Source organism: Microbacterium sp. MEC084, assembly GCF_004514465.2.
Taxonomy (GTDB): domain Bacteria; phylum Actinomycetota; class Actinomycetes; order Actinomycetales; family Microbacteriaceae; genus Microbacterium.
In genome coordinates this window covers 35,505-54,976 of record NZ_MYFP02000004.1, presented here as the reverse complement: position 1 = coordinate 54,976, position 19,472 = coordinate 35,505, and the positions used below count along the sequence as shown (strand labels likewise).

At 73.2% G+C, this 19,472-nt stretch carries 17 protein-coding genes; 6 read left to right on the top strand and 11 right to left on the bottom strand.

Going from position 1 to position 19,472, the window contains the following annotated elements; genetic code table 11:
- Positions 1–45: 45 nt before the first annotated feature.
- The 4 genes from B5M43_RS05875 to B5M43_RS05860 all read right to left on the bottom strand — a co-directional run bounded on the left by B5M43_RS05875 (position 46) and on the right by B5M43_RS05860 (position 3,987).
- Positions 46–1,419 carry an FAD-dependent oxidoreductase gene (locus B5M43_RS05875; protein ID WP_134745594.1) on the bottom strand — a complete coding sequence of 458 codons (1,374 nt, stop codon included), beginning with the start codon at positions 1,417–1,419 and terminating at the stop codon, positions 46–48.
- A gap of 76 nt (positions 1,420–1,495) precedes the next feature.
- Complete coding sequence (locus tag B5M43_RS05870) at positions 1,496–2,554, bottom strand: polyprenyl synthetase family protein (protein WP_134745595.1); 1,059 nt, start codon at positions 2,552–2,554, stop codon at positions 1,496–1,498.
- Between the two features lie 29 nt (positions 2,555–2,583).
- On the bottom strand, positions 2,584–3,378 hold the full coding sequence (locus B5M43_RS05865; RefSeq protein WP_134745596.1) for a demethylmenaquinone methyltransferase: 795 nt from the start codon (positions 3,376–3,378) through the stop codon (positions 2,584–2,586).
- Positions 3,379–3,450: 72 nt separating this feature from the next.
- Positions 3,451–3,987 (bottom strand): DUF402 domain-containing protein, encoded by a 537-nt coding sequence (locus tag B5M43_RS05860; RefSeq protein ID WP_134745597.1) that lies wholly within the window; start codon positions 3,985–3,987, stop codon positions 3,451–3,453.
- A 108-nt stretch (positions 3,988–4,095) separates the two neighbouring features.
- Between B5M43_RS05860 and B5M43_RS05855 the strand changes: the two genes are divergently transcribed.
- Positions 4,096–5,340 (top strand): isochorismate synthase MenF, encoded by a 1,245-nt coding sequence (locus tag B5M43_RS05855; protein ID WP_134745608.1) that lies wholly within the window; start codon positions 4,096–4,098, stop codon positions 5,338–5,340.
- A gap of 62 nt (positions 5,341–5,402) precedes the next feature.
- Here B5M43_RS05855 and B5M43_RS05850 read toward each other — a convergent pair whose 3' ends face one another.
- Entirely contained in the window at positions 5,403–6,644 is a 1,242-nt protein-coding gene (locus B5M43_RS05850; protein WP_055992613.1) for an FAD-binding protein, read from the bottom strand.
- Complete coding sequence (locus B5M43_RS05845) at positions 6,644–7,765, bottom strand: glycerate kinase (protein WP_134745598.1); 1,122 nt, start codon at positions 7,763–7,765, stop codon at positions 6,644–6,646. Before B5M43_RS05845 ends, B5M43_RS05850 begins: the two co-directional genes overlap by 1 nt.
- Positions 7,766–7,843: 78 nt before the next feature.
- On the opposite strand from B5M43_RS05845, the gene B5M43_RS05840 reads away from it, so the two are divergent.
- Together B5M43_RS05840 and B5M43_RS05835 are read left to right on the top strand one after the other, a co-directional pair.
- Positions 7,844–9,055 (top strand): homoserine O-acetyltransferase, encoded by a 1,212-nt coding sequence (locus B5M43_RS05840; protein ID WP_134745599.1) that lies wholly within the window; start codon positions 7,844–7,846, stop codon positions 9,053–9,055.
- Positions 9,055–9,684, top strand: a complete 630-nt coding sequence (locus B5M43_RS05835; RefSeq protein WP_055992604.1) for a DUF4126 domain-containing protein — start codon at positions 9,055–9,057, stop codon at positions 9,682–9,684. The genes B5M43_RS05840 and B5M43_RS05835 overlap by 1 nt, the downstream gene beginning before the upstream one ends.
- 6 nt (positions 9,685–9,690) lie before the next feature.
- On the opposite strand, the gene B5M43_RS05830 is transcribed toward B5M43_RS05835, so the two are convergent.
- Positions 9,691–10,302, bottom strand: coding sequence for a TetR family transcriptional regulator C-terminal domain-containing protein (locus B5M43_RS05830; protein ID WP_134745600.1), 612 nt, complete (start codon positions 10,300–10,302; stop codon positions 9,691–9,693).
- Positions 10,303–10,366: 64 nt separating this feature from the next.
- Here B5M43_RS05830 and B5M43_RS05825 point away from each other — a divergent pair, with 64 nt between their 5' ends.
- A complete protein-coding gene (locus B5M43_RS05825; RefSeq protein ID WP_134745601.1) occupies positions 10,367–11,416 on the top strand; it encodes an agmatine/peptidylarginine deiminase in 1,050 nt (349 codons plus the stop codon).
- Positions 11,413–13,095, top strand: coding sequence for an amidase (locus B5M43_RS05820; protein WP_134745602.1), 1,683 nt, complete (start codon positions 11,413–11,415; stop codon positions 13,093–13,095). Before B5M43_RS05825 ends, B5M43_RS05820 begins: the two co-directional genes overlap by 4 nt.
- A 105-nt stretch (positions 13,096–13,200) precedes the next feature.
- Here B5M43_RS05820 and B5M43_RS05815 read toward each other — a convergent pair whose 3' ends face one another.
- Genes B5M43_RS05815 through B5M43_RS05805 form a run of 3 tightly spaced genes read right to left on the bottom strand, consistent with a single transcriptional unit; the run spans position 13,201 to position 17,604 of the window.
- Positions 13,201–14,583, bottom strand: a complete 1,383-nt coding sequence (locus tag B5M43_RS05815) for an NAD-dependent succinate-semialdehyde dehydrogenase (RefSeq protein ID WP_205829479.1) — start codon at positions 14,581–14,583, stop codon at positions 13,201–13,203.
- Positions 14,580–16,160, bottom strand: coding sequence for an APC family permease (locus tag B5M43_RS05810; protein WP_134745603.1), 1,581 nt, complete (start codon positions 16,158–16,160; stop codon positions 14,580–14,582). The genes B5M43_RS05815 and B5M43_RS05810 overlap by 4 nt, the downstream gene beginning before the upstream one ends.
- A 28-nt stretch (positions 16,161–16,188) precedes the next feature.
- Positions 16,189–17,604, bottom strand: a complete 1,416-nt coding sequence (locus B5M43_RS05805; RefSeq protein WP_134745604.1) for an NAD(P)/FAD-dependent oxidoreductase — start codon at positions 17,602–17,604, stop codon at positions 16,189–16,191.
- Positions 17,605–17,716: 112 nt separating this feature from the next.
- Between B5M43_RS05805 and B5M43_RS05800 the strand changes: the two genes are divergently transcribed.
- Entirely contained in the window at positions 17,717–18,184 is a 468-nt protein-coding gene (locus B5M43_RS05800; protein WP_230667712.1) for an Lrp/AsnC family transcriptional regulator, read from the top strand.
- A 22-nt stretch (positions 18,185–18,206) separates the two neighbouring features.
- Here the strand turns inward: B5M43_RS05800 and B5M43_RS05795 are convergent, their stop codons facing one another.
- A complete protein-coding gene (locus B5M43_RS05795; protein ID WP_055992598.1) occupies positions 18,207–19,424 on the bottom strand; it encodes an MFS transporter in 1,218 nt (405 codons plus the stop codon).
- Between the last annotated feature and the right edge of the window lie 48 nt (positions 19,425–19,472).

Below are 19,472 nucleotides of genomic sequence, written 5' to 3'. Positions count from 1 at the left end.
CCCGGTTCCTGTGGAAGGGACCGGGCGCTTCGTCGACTCAGCGGATCACTCGCCGCGCGAGATCCGGATCATCTCGTCGCGCGGGACGACCTTGATGCGCGCGCGCCCCTCCGGCGCGCCCAGCGCGATCTCGTGCTCGTCGAGGCGGCGCCAGCCCTCGAGGTCGGTCCAGGCGATGCCGCGCTCGGCGAGGAGCCGCGGGATCGCCTCCTCCGACGGGTCGGCCGGCTGCCACCACGAGCCCTGGCCGTTGACCAGGTGCTGGATGGTCTCCATCGCGTCGGACTTCGTGTGGCCGATCAGACCCACCGGGCCGCGCTTGATCCATCCGGTCGCGTACATGCCGGGGATGCGCTCGTTCGAGTCCGGCGAGAGCACCTGGCCCTCGTGGTTCGGGATCACGCCGTGGCGCTCGTCGAACGGGACGCCGGGCAGCGGCGAACCGAAGTAGCCGACGGCGCGGTACAGCTGACCCATCGGGATCTCGCGGATCTCGCCCGTGCCGACCACGCCGCCCTGGCCGTCGGGCCGGGTGCGCTCGTACACGAGCGCGGCCACGCGACCCTGCTCGTCCTTCTTCACCTCGAGCGGCTTGGCCCAGAAGTGCAGGTGCAGTCGGCGCGACGCCGTGCCGCCCGCGTTGTTGACGGAGTCGCGCTGGCGCCACGACTGCAGGATGCGGTCGATGACCTTGACCTGCTTGTTCGTCTCGACGGCGGCCTTCGACGCCTCGTCGTAGTCGAAGTCCTCGTCGTACACGACCATGTCGACGTCGCGCAGCTCGCCGAGCTCGCGCAGCTCGAGCGGCGTGAACTTCACCTGCGCGGGGCCGCGGCGTCCGAACACGTGCACGTCGGTCACGGGCGAGGCCTCGAGGATCTCGTAGACGTTCTGCGGCACCTCGGTCGGCAGCAGGTCGATCGCGTGCTTGGCCAGGATGCGCGAGATGTCGAGCGCCACGTTGCCGTTGCCGATCACGCCGACAGACGAGGCGGTGAGCGGCCACGTGCGCGGCACGTCGGGGTGGCCGTCGAACCAGCTCACGAAGTCGGCCGCGCCGAACGAGCCCTCGGCGTCGATCCCCGGGATGTTCAGGTCGGCGTCGCGCACGGCGCCGGTCGCGAAGATCACTGCGTTGTAGTGGTGCTTGAGGTCGTCGAGCGTGATGTCCTCGCCGAAGCGGACGTTGCCGAAGATCCGGATGTCGCCTCGGTCGAGCACCTCGCGCAGCGCGTTGATGACGCCCTTGATCCGGGGGTGGTCCGGCGCGACGCCGTAGCGGACGAGACCGTAGGGCGCGGGCAGGTGCTCGAACAGGTCGATCGAGACGTCGAACTTCCGCTCGGTCTTGAGCAGGATGTCCGCGGCGTAGATGCCGGCGGGTCCCGCGCCGACGATGGCCAGCCTCAGCTTGGTCATGGAGAGGTCCCTTTCGTGGATCTGCGTTCACCAGTCTCGCGCGGCCGGCTGAGCGGATGCCGCGCCGCGGGACCGGTCAGCTGCTGCGGTCGACGAGCGACTCGGCGAACCGCGTGAGCGCCTCGCGCACTCCCCCGCGGGGCAGCGGGGCGAGCGCCTCGATGGCCTCGCGGGTCCAGGTGAGCGCGAGCTCGCGCGTGCGGGCGGTGGCCTCGTGATCGCGCAGCGCGGCGAGCGGCTCGTCCAGGATCGCCGGGTCCTCGCCCGCGGCGATCCGGTCCACGCCCTCGTCGATGCGCTCGGTGAGCGAGCGGGCGTCGGCGCCCCCGTCCTCGGCGAGCAGGAGATACGGCATGGTCGGGACGCCCGCGCGCAGGTCCGTGCCGGGCACCTTGCCGGTCTCGGCCGGATCGGCGGAGAGGTCGATCACGTCGTCCAGCAGCTGGAACGCGACGCCGACCTTCTCGCCGTACACGCGCAGCGGCTCGCGGTAGGACTCGTCGGCGTTCGCGAAGATGGCGCCGGCCTGCGCCGAGGCGGCGATGAGCGATCCCGTCTTGTCCGCCAGCACCTGGATGTAGAACTCGATGGGGTCGTCGCCAGGCTGCGCCCCCACGGTCTCGTGCATCTGGCCGAGGACCAGGCGCTCGAACGTGTCGGCCTGCAGCGCCATGGCCCGCTCGCCGAGCCGCGCCATGATCTGGCTGGCGCGCGAGAAGAGCAGGTCGCCGGTGAGGATCGCGATGCTGTTGCCCCACACCTGATGGGCGCTCGCGACGCCGCGGCGCCGGTCAGCGCCGTCCATGACGTCGTCGTGGTACAGCGACCCGAGGTGCGTGAGCTCGAGTGCCGTGGCCGCGTCGATCACGGCCGGGATGGCGCCGTCGCCGAGCTGCGCGGACAGCATCGTGAGCATGGGTCGCACGCGCTTGCCGCCGGCCTCGTAGAGGTAGCGGCTCGTCGCGTCGACCAGTCGATCCGTGGATCGCAGCTCCTCGGCCAGCTGACGCTCGACGGCCTCGAGCCCGTCCTCGATCGTCGCGATGAGCTTCTTCGCTCCCGGGCCGGCGAACACGCGCTCGCTGAGGCCGAAGCGGCTCGCGATGCGCGAGCCCGGGATCGAGGGCTTCGCCATCGGCGAGCCCGGCGCGGATGGGCTCGGAGTCACGCGTCCAGCCTACCGGCGGGGTCCGCCCCCTGGTCGCCGTCGCCCGCGGACGCGGCGACCTCGGCGGGCTTGACCGCGCGGTGCAGCGCGACGATGCCGAAGCTCAGGTCGCGCCATGCGACGTCCGTCCATCCGGCGTCCCGGATCCACGACGCGAGCGTGCGCTGATCCGGCCAGGCCCTGATCGACTCGTTGAGGTAGTCGTACGCCTCGGTGTTCGAGCTGATGGCGCGCGCGATCCGCGGCAGCACGCGGTCGTTGTAGAAGCGGTAGAGACCGCGGAACGCGGGCCGCGGCGGGTGCGAGAACTCGCAGATCACGAGGCGACCGCCGGGCTTGGTGACGCGCAGCAGCTCGGAGATGGCCTGCTTCGGCCGGTCGACGTTGCGCAGCCCGAACGACATGGTGACCGCGTCGAACTCCGCGTCCGCGAACGGCAGGGCCGTCGCGTCGGCCTCGACGAAGGTCAGGTTGCGCACCGCGCCGTGACGACGGCGGCCCTCCGCGATCATCCCGGGCGAGAAGTCGGCGGCGACGACCTGCGCGCCGCTGCGCGCCAGCGAGACGGACGACGCGCCGGTCCCGGCCGCGAGATCCAGGATGCGCTCGCCGGGCCGGGGCGCGACGGCCCGCGTCGTGGCGGCGCGCCACAGCTGGTCGTTGCCGACGCTGAGCACGGTGTTGGTGACGTCGTAGCGGGCGGCGACCTGATCGAACATGCCGCTCACGCGCGCCGGGTCCTTGCCGAGGTCGGCGCGGTTGGCTGCGGAGCGGGCGTCGCGGTGCTTCACGCCCTCGAGTCTAGGCGCGGGCGGTCAGGCGGTTCATCCGTGGAGACGGCGGCCGCGGCATCCGGACGGCGCTCAGCGCGCGAGCCCTGCCAGCACCGCGAACCACCGTTCGGCGGTGGCGTCGTCGAACGGCTCCTCGTGCGCGCGCACGCGCGCCGCGAGGTCGTGCGCCGTGGCCTCGAGCAGCTCGATCACGCGCGCCGGGTAGCCGTAGCGGACGCGGTGCTCCTCCCACTCGTCCTCGTCGTCGATGTACACGCCGCGGTAGTCGAGGCGGCGCACCACGTCGAGGTCCATGTCGATCGCGACCGGCTGGCCGCCGTCGTCCCAGCCCACGGCCCACGCGATGTCGATGTACACGCGCGTCAGCTCCGGCTCGCCGTTGAAGGTCAGCACGTAGTCCTCGCGCCCGGCGGGGAGCAGGACGACGCTGGGCGCCCGCAGCGTGATCTCGCGCCCCGGGCGGAAGCTGTGCGACCCCGGAACCTGCCCCAGCCAGTCGCCGTACTCGTCGGCGCCGAGGTACACGCACTCGTGCTGCCAGTGGGGCGACCCGTCCCACTTGCGCCAGCGGAAGGTGAGCGGCGTGCCGGCGGCCGTACGGTCCATCCCTCGAGCCTAGGCCCGCGGGTGCCGAACTAAGCTGGGCAGGTGACCGACTCGCGCCCCGCTCCGCCGTCGGGCAGCGCGACAGCATCGAGCACTCCCCCGCGCCTCGTGGTCGAGACGCGCGAGATCGATGCGGTCGAGGACCTGCTGCCGTGGACCGACGCGCGGAACCCGCTGATCTGGCAGCGGCGCGGCGACGGCATGGCCGGCTGGGGCGAGGCGCTCGCGATCCGCGTCGACGGCCGGAGCCGGATCGCGACGCTGGCCGACGCCTGGCGCGAGATCGCCGCCGCCGCCGAGGTGCACGACGAGGTCCGGCTCCACGGCACGGGGCTGATCGCGTTCGGTGCGTTCGCCTTCGACGACTCGTCCGCGCTGCCCAGCACCCTGATCGTGCCCAGCGTGATCGTCGGGCGGCGCCGCGGCCGATCGTGGATCACGCGGATCCGGCGCGCGGAGGCCCCGGGGGATGTCGCGTTCGGGCCGACCGAGTACGGCGCGCACTGGTCCGCGACGCTCGGGCCGGGCCGGATGGATCCCGCCGCGCACGGCGACGCGGTGCGCGCCGCGCTCGCGGCGATCGAGCGCGGCGAGGCGCAGAAGATCGTGATCGCCCGCGACATCGCCGGCACGGTGCCGGCGCATGCCGACCTCCGCCGGCTCGTCCGCGCGCTGGCGACCGGCTACCCCGACACGTGGGCGTTCGCGGTCGACGGCATCGTCGGGGCGAGCCCCGAGACGCTCGTCACGGTGCACGGCGGCGAGGTCACGGCGCGCGTGCTCGCGGGCACCCGACCGCGGGGCGCCGACGCGGACGAGGACACCGCGATCACGTCCGAGCTCGCCACGAACCAGAAGGACATCGACGAGCACGAGTACGCGGTGCGGTCCGTCGTCGACGCGCTCCGCCCGCACACCTCCGCGCTCGCGGCCGCCGAGCAGCCGTTCACGCTCAAGCTGCCGAACCTGTGGCACCTCGCGACCGACGTCGAGGGCACGCTGTCGAACGGCTCCAGCGCGCTCGACATGGTGCGCGCCCTGCATCCCACCGCCGCGGTCGCCGGCACGCCGCGCGACGCCGCCATGGCCGCGATCCGCCGCATCGAGCCGTTCGATCGGGGCCGCTACGCCGGACCCGTGGGCTGGATCGACGCCGAGGGCGACGGCGAATGGGCGATCGCGCTGCGGTGCGCGCAGTTCGGCCCGGCGGACGCCGGCGCGCCGACGGACCCGTCTGCGACGCGATCCGTCACCGCCCACGCCGGCGGCGGCATCGTGGCGGGCAGCCTCCCCGAGGCGGAGCTGCTCGAGACCCGAGTCAAGTTCCGCCCCATCGTCGACAGCTTGAATTAGAAGACGGTCGCTTCGCTCGCACATCCGTAGATGCCTGGGGGCGGTGCGCGCGGCTCCTCGGGTCAGAGCTCGTCGAGGAAGGACAGGTAGGGGTTGCGCAGGCGCCCCTCCGGGTCGAACTCGCGCGTGAGCGCGGCGAACTCGCGCAGGCGGGGCCACACGGCGGCACGACCGGCGGCGTCCATCGCGGACAGCTTGCCCCAGTGCGGACGCGCCTGGAACGGCGCCAGCGCCGCCTCGATCTCGGCGACCACGGCCTCGACCGCAGGCTGGTCCGGCAGCCAGGTGAAGTGCAGCCCGACGGCGTCCGTCTCGTAGGCCGGGCTGAGCCAGAGGGAATCCGCCCGCATCGAGCGGATCTCGGTGACCTGGATCAGCGGGGCGATCCGGTCGGCCAGCTCGCGCACGGCGCGGATCGCCGCGACCGCGTGCCGGCGCGGCACGAGGTGCTCGGACTGCAGCTCGGCGCCGGCGGAGGGCGTGTGGCTCAGCCGGAAATGCGCGAGCCGATCGAGCCAGCGGCCCGGCTCGCCGAGCTGCGGCGTGCACGCGGCAGGTGAGACGCCCGCCAGCATGTGAACCGGCCCGGCCGCCGGCGCCGGATCGCCCGGCAGCACGGGCGGCTCCGCGGAGCGCGATTTGGTCCATACCTGATCGACGACATCCCGGTCCCCCCACCGGAGGAAGAGGCTGACGCTGTAGGCGGCGCCCATCAGGGCGTCGAAGTCGGCCAGGGCGGTCTCGAGCGGGAGGTTCTCGTACACGCGCTGGCGCACCTCGAACGAGGGCTCGATGTCGAGCGTGATGGAGGTCACGACGCCGAGCGCGCCGAGGGAGACCACCGCGGCGTCGAACGCCGGATCGCCGCGGCGCAGCCGGACGACGTCGCCGCCGGGCACGACGAGCTCGAGCGCGGCCACCGCGGACGACAAGGTGCCCACCGCGTCGCCCGACCCGTGCGTCCCGGTGGCCACCGCGCCGGCGACGGAGATGTGCGGCAGCGACGCGAGGTTGGCGAGCGCCCAGCCCTCGGCCTCCAGGGCGCGGGCCAGCTCGCCGTAGCGGATGCCGGCCCCGACCGTGACGGTGCGGGACTGCGCGTCGACGACGGGCGCCGCGGCGAGGCCCGCGGTGGAGATCAGGGTGCCGTCGGTGTCGGCGATGAGGCTGAAGGAGTGCCCGCTGCCGAGTGCGCGGAACGGTCCCGGGCCCGACAGGATGGCGCACACGTCGTCGACGCTCGCCGGCGTGGCGATGCGCTCGGCGCGGAAGCGGACGTTGCCCGCCCAGTTGACCAGGTCCATCAGGACTTCCCTCGGATCGTGTGCGCGAGCCGCTCGCCCGCGTCCCTCAGCCAGCGCGCGGGCTCGGCCATCGCGGACTCCGCGGATCCGGCGAGCGCCGTCAGCGACAGAGCCTCGATCCCCGACGTGTCGGCGTCGTCGGCGATCCGGCCCGCGACGACCGCCACCCGGGCCCCGGCCTCGCGGCCCAGGCCGAGCACGAAGGCCGGCGTCTTGCCCGCGGCGGACTGGCCGTCGTATGACCCCTCGCCCGTGATCACCACGTCGGCGCCCGCGATGGCGTCGGCCAGTCCGGTGAGCTCCGCGACCTCGGCCGCACCGGGAACGAGCTCGGCTCCCCACGCCAGGAGGCCGTAGCCCGCGCCGCCCGCGGCTCCCGCGCCCGCCGCGCCGGAGTCGGCGCCGAGCAGCCCGGCGAGGCGCGCCAGCCCGGCGTCCGCGCGCGCGATGCCGTCGGCGTCCAGGCCCTTCTGCGGCCCGAACACCGCGGCCGCTCCGCGGCGGCCCGTGAGGGGGTTCGTGACGTCGGTGAGGACCAGCGCGCCGCCCTCGGGAACCGGGCGCAGGAGCGTCAGGTCCGTCTTCGCCAGCTCGTCGAGCCCGGCCGCGCCGGGCGCGACCGATACGTCGTACGCGTCGGTGAACCGCGCGCCGAGCGCCGTCAGCAGCCCGATCCCGCCGTCGGTCGAGGCGCTCGAGCCGATGCCGAGGATGAGCCGCGAGACGCCGTGGTCGATCGCCGCGCGCACGGCCTGGCCGAAGCCGAGCGTCGAGGCGTCCCGGCCGCGGAGCGCGTCGCCGAGCAGCTCGATCCCCGAGGTCGAGGCCAGCTCGACCACGCCGGTTCCTCCGGGGAGACCCTCGGTCGGCGGCAGGAGCAGCCAGGCGGCGTCGATCGGCACGCCGGCGGGCCCCGTGACCCGCAGCGGCATCCGCTGCGCCCCCTCGACGGCCCGGGCGAACGCCTCGAGGGTGCCCTCGCCGCCGTCGGCCATCGGACGCACCACGACGTCCGCGTCGGGCTCGGCCCGCCGCCAGCCGTCGGCCACGGCCCCGCCGGCCGTCGCCGCATCCAGCGTCCCCTTGAAGCCGTCCATCGCCACCACCACGCGCGTCGCCATCCCCCCATCCTGGCCCAGTCGCGGGCTCGGCCCGTAACAGTGGCCCGGGCCGGCTGCCCGGCACGGGAGAATGAGGCCATGGACTGGCAGATCTCCGAGGACACGGTGCCGTCAAGCCTCGTCACGGAGGCCGACGCCCGGTCCATGGTCGGCCGGCCGCCCGCGTCCGGCGCGTGGCGCGACGGCGACCCCGCGGGCGACCGCCGGTTCGCGGGCTTCGGCGAGCTGCGCCTCGAGGGCGGCGGGGTGCTGCCGTCGTTCCGCCTCGCCTACGAGACCTGGGGCGAGCTGAACGCCGCGCGCGACAACGCCGTGCTGATCCTGCACGCGCTCACGGGCGACAGCCACGTGCGCGGTCCCGCCGGCCCGGGTCATCCGACCTCCGGCTGGTGGGAGGACATCGTCGGCCCCGGCGCTCCGATCGACACCGACCGCTGGTTCGTGGTCGCCCCGAACATGCTCGGCGGCTGCCAGGGCTCCACGGGCCCGGCCAGCATCCATCCCGACGGCGAGGAGTGGGCGTCCCGCTTCCCGTACCTGACCGTGCGCGATCAGGTGGCCGCGCAGGTACGCCTTGCCGACGCGCTCGGCATCGACGTGTGGGCGGCCGTGATCGGCGGCTCGATGGGCGGGATGCACGCGCTCGAGTGGGGCGTCGGGCACCCGGATCGTCTCGCGCGGCTCGCCGTGCTGTCGGCTCCCCCGGTCAACACGGCCGACCAGATCGCGCTCAACTCCGTGCAGCTCGAGGCGATCCTGATCGACCCCCGCTTCCGCGGCGGCGACTACTACGAGGCCGCAGACGGCGAGGGACCGCACCGCGGACTCGCGCTCGCGCGCCGCATGGCGCTGCTGAACTACCGCAGCCCCACCGAGCTGAACCAGCGCTTCCAGCGGTCGTGGCAGTCCGGCGTGAGCCCGCTCGGTCACGGCGGCCGCTTCGCGGTGGAGTCGTACCTCGACTTCCACGGCAACAAGTTCACGCGCCGGTTCGACGCGAACACCTACATCCGGCTCGTCGAGGCCATGGACTCGCACGATGTGGGCCGCGACCGCGGCGGCGTCGAGCAGGCGCTGGCCGCCGTCACCGCGAAGACCCTGGTGCTCGGGATCGACACCGACCGTCTCTTCCCGGTCGACGGCCAGCACCGCATCGCACGCGGCATCCCGGACACGCTCGACGGGGACGAGGCCGTGGTGCTCGCGAGCGACTTCGGTCACGACGGCTTCCTGATCGAGACCGCCGCAGTCGGCCGCCATCTGCGGCGCCTCCTTGACGCGGACGTCTGATGGACGCCGTCTGGACCGCGGCACTGCTGGCGATCGCGTCCGGCACCGCATCGGGCCTGCGCCCGTACTTCGTCGTCTTCACGCTCGGCCTGGTCAAGGCGCTCGTGCCCCTCGGCGCGGCCGGCCCGGCGGCCGGGGTCATCGAGGCGATCCCGCCGATGCTGGCCGAGCCGTGGCTGCTGATCGTGGTCGCCGTCCTCGCGATCGGCGACACCCTCGTCGACAAGGTGGCCTACCTCGATTCGGCGTGGGACGGGATCCACGCCGTGCTGCGCCCGCTGTTCGCCGCGGCGCTCGGCCTGGGTATCGGCGCTGAGCACGGCACGGCGGTGGCGGTCGGCACCGCGGTCGCCGGCGGCGTCACGGCGGCGGGCGTGAGCCTCGGCAAGATGACGACCCGCGCGGCCGTGAACCTGCTGCCCGAGCCCGTCTCGAACGTGCTCGTCAGCCTCGGCGAGGACGCGACCGCGATCGTTCTGCTGGTGCTGGCATTCCTGCTGCTGCCTCTGGCGGCGATCCTGGCCGCCCTGCTGCTCGTCGGCGCGATCGTGCTGGTCGTCAAGCTCGGCGGGCGGATGCGCGAGTGGCGCCGCCGTCGGCGCCTCGCCGGCCGCGGCACGCCGGCGTAGAGCGGGTCACTGCGCCCCGAGCATGCCCTCGACGGCGCGAAGCAGCAGGTCGGAGCGCCGGGCCGTGTCGCCCCAGCGCACGAGAGCCTGGGCGTTGACGCCATCGATCATCCCGAGCACCTGCCAAGCCGCTTCGGGGGCGTCCGCGACGCGGAACGCGCCGGTGGCGACGCCGGCCTCGACCACCTCCTGCACGAGGGCCTGCCAGTCGTCCATCTGACGGCGCACCGCGGCGGCGAGCGTCTCGCTGCGCCGGCCCAGGGCCCACGCCTCGACCCACGTCCCCGTGACCTCGTCGCGCTCGCCGCCCGCGAGCGTGCGCACCATCGCGGCGAGCGCGGCGCGCGGGTCGGGCTCCGCGCGGGCGATGGCCGCGACCTCGGCGAGCTCGCGCGCCACGATCCCCTCGAACGCCGCCGCCACGAGCGCGTCCATGCCGCCGTCGGCATAGTGCGCCACGAGGGCCGGTGCGACCCCGGCTCGCGCGGCGACCGCGCGCATCGTGACGGCGCCGAGCCCCTCGGCCGCCGCGACCGCGCATGCCGCCGCGAGGATGTCCGCACGGCGCTCCTCGGGGGCGCGGCGCGGGGCGCGGGGACGGCGCTCGTCGCTTGACACCCCCTCAGCGTAGCGGCTAGCGTCCACTTATTGATCGCATGATCAATAGCGGAACGGAGAGATCATGGCCTGGCGGATGCCCGCGGAGACCGCACCCCACGAACGCACCTGGATGGCCTTCCCGCGCGAGGGCGTCACCCTCGGCGCGACCGCCGCCGAGCGCGAGGCGGGCTACGCCGCGTGGGCGGACGTCGCCCACGCGGTGGCGCGCTTCGAGCCCGTGACGATGGTGGTCGACCCGAGTGAGACCGCCCGTGCGCGCCGCATGCTGCCGTCCGACATCGCGATCGTCGAGGCGCCGCTCGACGAGTTCTGGATGCGCGACTGCGGCCCGACGTTCGTGCTGGACGAGGACCGGCCGGGAGTGCTGGGCGCCGTCGACTGGGTCTTCAACGGCTGGGGCTCGCCCGCCTGGGCCGAGTGGACGCTGTCCGCCGGCATCGCGCGCATCGTCGCCGAGCACGCGGACGCCGAGGTCGTGAGCTCGCTGCTCGTGAACGAGGGCGGCGGCCTCCACGTCGACGGCGAGGGCACCGTGCTGCTCACCGAGACCGTGCAGCTCGACCCGCGCCGCAACCCGCACGCGGACCGCGCTCGCGTCGAGGCCGAGCTGGCGCGCACGATCGGCGCCACGCACGCCATCTGGCTGCCGCGCGGGCTGACGCGCGACTACGACGACCTCGGCACGAACGGCCACGTCGACATCGTCGCGACCCTGCCCTCTCCCGGGCGCGTGCTGCTGCACCGCCAGGACGACCCCGCGCATCCGGATCACGCCGTCACCCGCGAGCTGCGCGCGATGCTCGCCGAGCAGACGGATGCCGCAGGCCGGCGCCTCGACGTCGTCGACCTCCCCGCGCCCGCCACGCTGACCGACGCGCACGGCCCGGTGGACTGGAGCTACGTGAACCACCTCGTCGTGAACGGCGGCGTGATCGCGTGCGGTTTCGGGGAGCCGGACGCGGATGCGCGGGCGGCGGCGATCCTCGCCGACGCGTACCCCGGCCGCGAGGTCGCGACGGTCGACGCGCGCGAGATCTTCGCGCGCGGCGGCGGCATCCACTGCATCACCCAGCAGCAGCCGGCCGTCGCCGCCGACGGGGGTGCCCGATGATCGAGGTCCACGAGGCGTCCATCGCCGACCTGCGCGCGGCGCTCGAGCAGGGTCGTGCCACGGCGGTCGAGCTGGTCGATGCCTACCTCGCGCGCATCGAAGCGTACGACCGGGAGCTGAACTCGATCGTCGTGCGCAACCCCGAGGCTCTCGCCGAGGCCGCCGCGTCCGACGCCCGGCGCGCGGCCGGCGCGACGCTCGGTCCGCTCGACGGCGTCCCCTACACCGCCAAGGACAGCTACCTGGTCCGCGGCCTCACGGCCGCGGCGGGCAGCCCGGCGTTCGCCCATCTGATCGCGCAGCGCGACGCGTTCGCGATCGAGCGGCTGCGCGCGGGCGGCGCGATCTGCCTGGGGCTGACGAACATGCCGCCCATGGCCAACGGCGGCATGCAGCGCGGCCTGTACGGTCGCGCGGAGAGCCCCTACAGCCGCGACTTCCTGACGAGCGCGTTCGGATCCGGATCCTCCAACGGGTCGGGGACCGCGACGGCGGCGAGCTTCGCCGCCTTCGGGCTGGGCGAGGAGACGTGGTCCAGCGGCCGCGCCCCGGCGTCGTGCAACGCGCTGTGCGCGTACACGCCCTCGCGCGGCGTCATCTCCGTCCGCGGCAACTGGCCGCTCGTGCCGACCATGGACGTCGTCGTGCCGCACACCCGCACGATGGCGGACCTGCTCGAGCTGCTCGACGTGATCGTGGCCGACGACGATCGCACGCGCGGGGACTTCTGGCGCGCCCAGCCGTGGGTGCCGATCCCCCGGGCCTCCGACATCCGGCCCGCGTCGTACGTCGCTCTCGCGGCCGAGGGGTCGCTCGCGGGGCGCCGGCTCGGGGTGCCGCGCATGTACCTCGGAATGGACCCGGATGCCGGCACCGGCACCGGCATCGGCGGCCCGACCGGGCAGCGCATCGAGCCGCGCCCGTCCGTGCTCGCCCTGTGGCGCGAGGCGCGCGCCGCGCTCGAGGCCGCCGGCGCCGAGGTCGTCGAGGTCGACTTCCCGCTCGTGTCGAATTACGAGGGGGATCGCGCGGGCGCGTCCACCATCCGCACGCGCGGCCTCGTGTCGCCGGAGTTCCTGGACCGCGAGATCCTCGACCTGTCGGCGTGGGCGTGGAACGACTTCCTCGCCGCGAACGGCGACCCGGCCTTCCCGGGGCTCGCGGGCGTGGACGGCTCCCGGATCTTCCCGCATCCCGCGGGCGCGCTGCCCGACCGCTACACGGGCTTCGACGACGACATCGCCGCCTACCCGGCGTGGGCGGCGGCGCACCCCGGCACGACGCTGGAGGACTTCGCCGACCTGGCCGAGGGGCTCGAGGGGCTCGAGCGCACGCGGCGCGTGGACCTCGAGGAGTGGATGGACGGGCTGGGGCTCGACGCCGTCGTCTTCCCCGCCATGGCCGACGTCGGCCCGGCCGACATGGACGTGAACCCCGCGTCGGCCGACCTCGGCTGGCGCAACGGCGTGTGGGTCGCGAACGGCAACCTGGCGATCCGCCACCTGGGCGTCCCCACCGTCACGGTGCCCATGGGGACGATGCCCGACATCGGGATGCCGGTGGGCCTGACCTTCGCGGGCCGCGCCTACGACGACACCGCGCTGCTGACCCTCGCGTGCGCCCTCGAGGCCACGGGCTCCCGCCGCACGCCTCCCCCGCTCACCCCGCCCGTCTCCTGAGCGGCGGACGTCGACGGGCCACGCAACCGAGGCGCGAAAAGGTGCCGACCGGCCCTTCTCCACGAGGAGAAGGGCCGGTCGGCACCGAATCGGCTTCAGCCCGCGTCACGCCACGCGGATGAGCTTCTTGTTGACGAACTCGTCGGCCGCCAGGAGGCCGAGCTCGCGCGAGGTTCCGCTGCGCTTGACGCCGCCGAACGGCAGCTCGGGGCTGTCGGCGAGGACGCAGTTGACGTAGACCATGCCGGCGTCGATGGCATCGGCGACGCGGGAGGCCTGCTCGGGGTCGGTCGTGTAGACGTACGACCCGAGCCCGAACGGGGTGTCGTTCGCGAGCCCCACGGCCTCGGCCTCGTCCGCGACGCGGTACACCACCGCGACGGGGCCGAACAGCTCCTCGCGGTAGACGTCCATGTCGGGCGTCACGCCGGTCAGCACGGTCGCGGGGAAGAACGCGCCGTCGCGGGCGCCGCCGGTCTCCACCCGCGCGCCCTGCGCGACCGCGCGGTCGACCTGAGCCTGCAGACGCTCGGCGGCCGCGAGCGACGACAGCGGACCGAGCACGGTGTCCTCGGCCATCGGATCGCCCACCTTCGCGGCGGCCATCGCGGCCGTGAACCTCTCGAGGAACGCGTCGTACAGCCCGTCGACCACGATGAAGCGCTTGGCCGCGTTGCAGGCCTGCCCGGTGTTGTCGAGCCGCGCGTCGACGGCATGCTGCACGACCGTGTCGAGGTCGTCGGTCGAGAGCAGCAGGAACGGGTCGGATCCGCCCAGCTCCAGCGCCACCTTCTTGAGGTGCTGCCCGGCGAGCGCCGCCACGGCCGATCCGGCGCGCTCCGATCCGGTGACCGACACGCCCTGCACGCGCGGGTCCGCGATGATCGTCGCGGCCTGCTCGTTCGTCGCGTACACGTTCACGTACGCACCGGCGGGCAGACCCGCATCGCGGTGGATCGCCTCGAGGATCGCGGCCGACTCGGGGCACTGCGGCGCGTGCTTCAAGATGATCGTGTTGCCGACCGCGAGGTTGGGCGCCGCGAACCGCGCCACCTGGTACGCCGGGAAGTTCCACGGCATGATCCCGAACAGCGGCCCGAGCGGCGCGCGGCGCACCACGGCGGAGCCCTCCCCCAGGATGTCCAGCGGCTGATCCGCCGTCACCCGCTCTGCGTTGTCGGCGTAGAACTCGACGATGTCCGCGGCGAAGTCGACCTCGCCCTCCGCGGCCGCGAGCGGCTTGCCCATCTCGCGCACGATCGCGGCGGCGAACTCGTCGCGGCGCTCGCGGTGCAGCTCGGCGACCCGGCGCAGCGCGGCGGCCCGCTCGGCGACCGGGACTCCGCGCCAGGCGGTGAACCCGTCGTGGGCGGCGGCGATCGCGTTCTGGATCTCCGCGTCGGTCGCGGTGGGGTACTCGGCCACGATCTCCCCCGTCGCGGGGTTCACGACGGCGTACATCGCGGGCGCGGTGGTCACGGTGGTCATCGGATGGTCTCCTTCTCGCTCGCAGGGGCCTCGACGGGCAGGATCTCGCCGCGGAAGAACGCGGGCTGGCGCACGGCCATGACGATCATGGTCACGACGCCGATGCCGATGATGAGCAGCCCGAGCACGCCCACCAGGCCGACGCCCGCGATGTTCTCGCCGGAGCCGTACGACGGGTCGAGCGAGTCGCGCAGCGTCATCACGAACAGCGCGAGCAGGATGATCCCGCCCACCAGCGGCGAGAGGAAGCGCGTCAGGAACGCCGACACCGAGTCGAACCACTGCTTCCGGAAGAACCAGACGCACGCGAACGCCGTGAGCCCGTAGTAGAAGCAGATCATCATGCCGAGCGTGAGGATGGTGTCCCACAGGACGTTCTCGCTGATGAAGCGCATCACGGCGTAGAACGCCCCGGCCACGGCGACCGACACGATGATCGCGAAGACGGGCGTGCGGTGCACGGGGTTCACCGAGTCGAACTTCGCCGGCAGCGCCTTGTAGTGCCCCATCGCGAGCAGCGTGCGCGCGGGCCCGATGATGGTGGACTGCAGCGACGCGGCCGAGCTGACGAGCACGGCCAGCGAGATCAGGAACGCGAACGGCCCCATGATCGAGTCCGCCAGGCCGAAGAACACGTTCTCGACGACGCCCTCGTTCAGCAGGCCGCCCTCGCCGTCGCCGACGCCCGCGAACATGATGAGCGCGACGGCGAGAAGCAGGTACAGGCCGCCGACCACGAAGACCGTGAGGGTCGCGGCGCGGCCGGGGGTGCGCTCCGGATCGATCGTCTCCTCGTTCATCGTGAGCGTGACGTCCCAGCCCCAGAAGATGAAGATCGAGACCGACAGGCCCGCGACGATCGCGGACACGCTGGCGACCGTGAGCGGGTTGAACCAGCTCAGCTCGAACGGGATGGCGTTGGGCGCCCCGCCCGAGACCGCGGCGCCGATCGCGAGGACCGCGAACAGGACGAGCACGGCCACCTGGAAGCCGACGAGCACGACCTGGAAGACCTTCGACTCCTTCATGTCGCGGACGGACAGGTAGGCGGCGCCCACCATGAACGCCATGCACACCGCGACGTTGATGAACGGGTTGTAGGTGAGGTCGGCGATGCCGGGCACGCCGGTCAGCTGCGACAGCAGCAGGAACAGGAAGTCCACCGCGACGGCCGCGAGGTTCGACAGCACCAGCACGGTCGCGATCACGAGACCCCACGACGCCATCCAGCCCACCCACGGGCCGAACGCCCGCGTGGCCCACGTGAAGGTCGTGCCGGAGTCGGGCATGGACCTGTTGAGCTCCCGGTAGCCCAGGGCCACGAGCAGCATCGGGATGAACCCGAGCAGGATGACGGCGGGCGCCTGCGGACCGACCTCGGCGACCGCCGGGCCGAGCGAGATCGTGAAGGTGTAGGCCGGGGCGACGGTCGAGACGCCGATGACGGTGGCGCCGAACAGGCCGACCGCGCCGACGGCGAGGCCCTTGGCCGAGATCACCTGGGTGATGAGACCGGGCGCGGCTTTGCCGGCGACGGCGCCCGGGACGCCGTCTTCTGCCTGGACTGTGTCTGTCATGGGGTTTCCTCTGGGGTTCGGGTGGAGCTCAGCGGACGAGCATCGACGCGGTGGGGATGGCGTCGAGCTCCGGGAGAGTCTCGCCGCGCAGGTCCGCGGCGATCGTGTCGGCGACGAGGCGGCCCATCCGGACCGCTCCGTCGACGTGCTGGTAGCCGGCGCCCGCCATGTCGCTGCAGGCGAAATGGATGGGCCCGACGGGCGTGCGCAGGTCGGCGCCGTAGCGGTGCAGGCCGCCGAGGTCGAAGCTCGCGGCGTACGCGCCGCGGGTCCACTCCTCGCTGCCCCAGTCGCTCTCGTAGTACACGACGGGGTTCTCGGCCTCGGCGCCGAAGTACGCCGCGAGGGACGCGAGGATGCGCGCCCGGCGCTCCTCGTCCGGGAGCGTGAAGACGTCGTCCGCGTGCGTGTCGGAGACGAAGGCGACCAGGGTGCCGCGCTCGTCGCCGTGGTTGGTGTTGTCGTACGCCTCGTGCACGAGCTGGTAGGGGCTGAACACGGTGCCCGACAGGCCCTGCTCGCGCCAGAACGGCCGGTCGTAGACCGCGTGCACCTTGATCACGAGGCCCATCGAGAGGTGCTGGTGCAGCTGGTGCTGGCGGCGCGGCAGCGGCGGATCGAACTGGATCCGGCTGTACAGCACCGGCGCGTGCGCCAGGACGACGCGCTGCGCGCGCACCGTGATGCCGTCCGCGGCGACCGTCACGCCGTCCGGGCCGTGCGCGATCCGGCGCACCGGCTGTCCGAGGTGGAGGTCCCCGCCGAGCCGCTCGGCGAGCCGGATGCTCACCTGCTGCATGCCGCCGACGATGCGCTTGTCGAGGATGAAGTCCGCGTCGACCAGGTGCGAGAAGCCGCCGGCGCTGGACGCCATGAGCAGGGCTTGCAGCACCGAGAAGGCGTGCGCGGGCTTGGTCAGCATGGCGGGGCCGATGAACAGGGCGATGTTGTCGCGGGCCTCCTGGTCGTCGGTCTCGGCCGCGAGCCACGCCTCGAACGAGATCGCGTCGAGCTCGGCCGCGCGCGGGTGCTCCCAGGGCCGGTCGGGGTCGACCTCGGCGGCGAGCGCGTCGATCTTCTCGATCAGGCGCACCAGTTCGGCCTCGGTCTCGGGCGCCACGGGGAAGATGTCGCCCGTGAAACGGCGCAGCTCGCCGTCCTTCGTGAGGTAGACGCTGTCGCCCTCGCGGTAGCGCTCGAAGGTCTCGAGGCCGAGCTCGTCGAGGAGCTCCAGCAGCGCGGTCTGGTCGGGCGAGACCCACTGGCCGCCGATCTCGAGCGTCGCGCCGTCGATGTCGTCGGTCCACGTGCGGCCGCCCACGCGGTCGCGGGCCTCGAGTACGGCGACGGTGAGGCCGGCCTCCTTCAGTCGCGTCGCCGCGGTGAGGCCGGCCGGGCCGGCTCCCACGACGACGACGTCACGGGTGATCTCGGTCGAAGTCATGCGGCGAGCATAGGCCATCCGGCCAGGCTTTGGAATACGGATTCCGAAGTTTTATGAGTGCCACACTACGGATTTCGTGGTGTTATGCCCGACTATGCGCGATAATCGAGGTGTGAGCACAAAGCGCAGCACCCCGGTCCTGGACGACGTGGCGAAGACGATCATCGAGCAGCTGCAGCAGGACGGGCGGCGCTCCTACGCCGAGATCGCGAAGGTCGTGGGTCTCAGCGAGGCGGCCGTCCGGCAGCGCGTGCAGAAGCTGACCGAAGCCGGCGTCATGCAGATCGTCGCCGTCACGGATCCGCTCCAGGTCGGGTTCGCACGCCAGGCGATGATCGGCATCAAGGTCACCGGCGACACCCGGAAGGTGGTCGAGGCGCTCAACGCGCTGCCCTCGGTGATCTACGTGGTGCTCACGGCCGGATCCTTCGACGTGCTCGCCGAGGTCCTGTGCGGCGACGACGACGAGCTGATCGACATCCTCAACTCCGAGATCCGCGCGCTCGAGGGCGTCGCATCGACCGAGACGTTCGTGTACCTGAAGCTCGGAAAGCAGCAGTACACGTGGGGCACGCGCTGACGCGTCTCCCCCGCCGCGCGGCTCAGGCGGCCAGCTCGACCGAGCGTCGCTCGAGCGCGAAGCTGCCGAGCACGATGCCGACGCCCAGCAGCGCCAGGACGACGCCGAGCCAGGCCGGCGCCGCGTAGCCCCAGCCGAGCGCGATCACTCCGCCGCCGAGCGCCGCGCCGAGGCTGTTGCCCACGTTCATGCCCGAGTGGTTCAGCGCCGCGGCGATCGTGGGGCGATCGCCCGAGACGTCCATGAGGCGGGTCTGGACGGCGGGGCCCGCGAGCGCGCTGATCGCGCCGAACAGGAACATCGCGATCACGAGCGTGACCGGATGCGCCGTCGCCGCGCCCACCACGGCCGATCCGGCCGCGAGCAGCAGGAACGCCGCCAGCATCGCGCGGGCGAGGTTGCGGTCGGCGACGACGCCGCCCACGAGGTTGCCCACGGTCATGCCGAGGCCGGTCGCGACGAGCGCGATCGGCACGGCCCACTCCGGCGCGCCGGCGACCTCGGTCATGATCGGCGCGATGTAGCTGTAGACCGCGAAGAACGAGCCGAACCCGATCGCGCCCACGCCGAGCGTGAGCCACACCTGGCCGAGGCGGAAGACGCCGAGCTCGTGCCGCAGCGAGCGGGAGCCGTCACCCGGCATGGCCGGCACGATGAACGCGACCATGAGCGCGCCGAGCGCGAAGACGCCGACGACCACCGCGTACGAGACGCGCCATCCGGCCACCTGGCCCAGCCACGTGCCGAGCGGCACGCCGACGACGTTCGCGATCGTGAGACCGCTCATCACGATCGACACGCCCTGGGCGCGCCGGCCGGGGCCGAGCAGGTCGGCCGCGACGATCGCCGCGATGCCGAAGTACGCCCCGTGCGGCAGACCCGCGATGAGCCTCGCCAGCGCCACGGTCTCGAACGTCGGCGCCACGACGGTGAGGAGGTTGCCGAGCATGAGGGCGCTCGCGAGCGCGATCAGCACGCGATGCCGCGGGAAGCGCGCGGCGTACCCCGCGATGAGCGGCGCGCCGATCACGACGCCGAGCGCGTAGACGCTGATGAGCAGGCCGGCCTGCGCGATCGCGTCCTCCTGGCTGGACGCCCACGCGTCCGGCAGCAGGTCGCGGGCGATGCCCGGGAGCAGCCCCATGGAGACGAACTCGGTCATGCCGATGCCGAAGGAGCCGATGGCGAGGGAGAGGAGCGCCCACATCGCCGCCCCCCTCGACGCGGTCGAGGAGGTCATGGGTTCCAGCGTAGGGGCTCTCGGCTGAGTGGGCGCCGCGACGGCCCG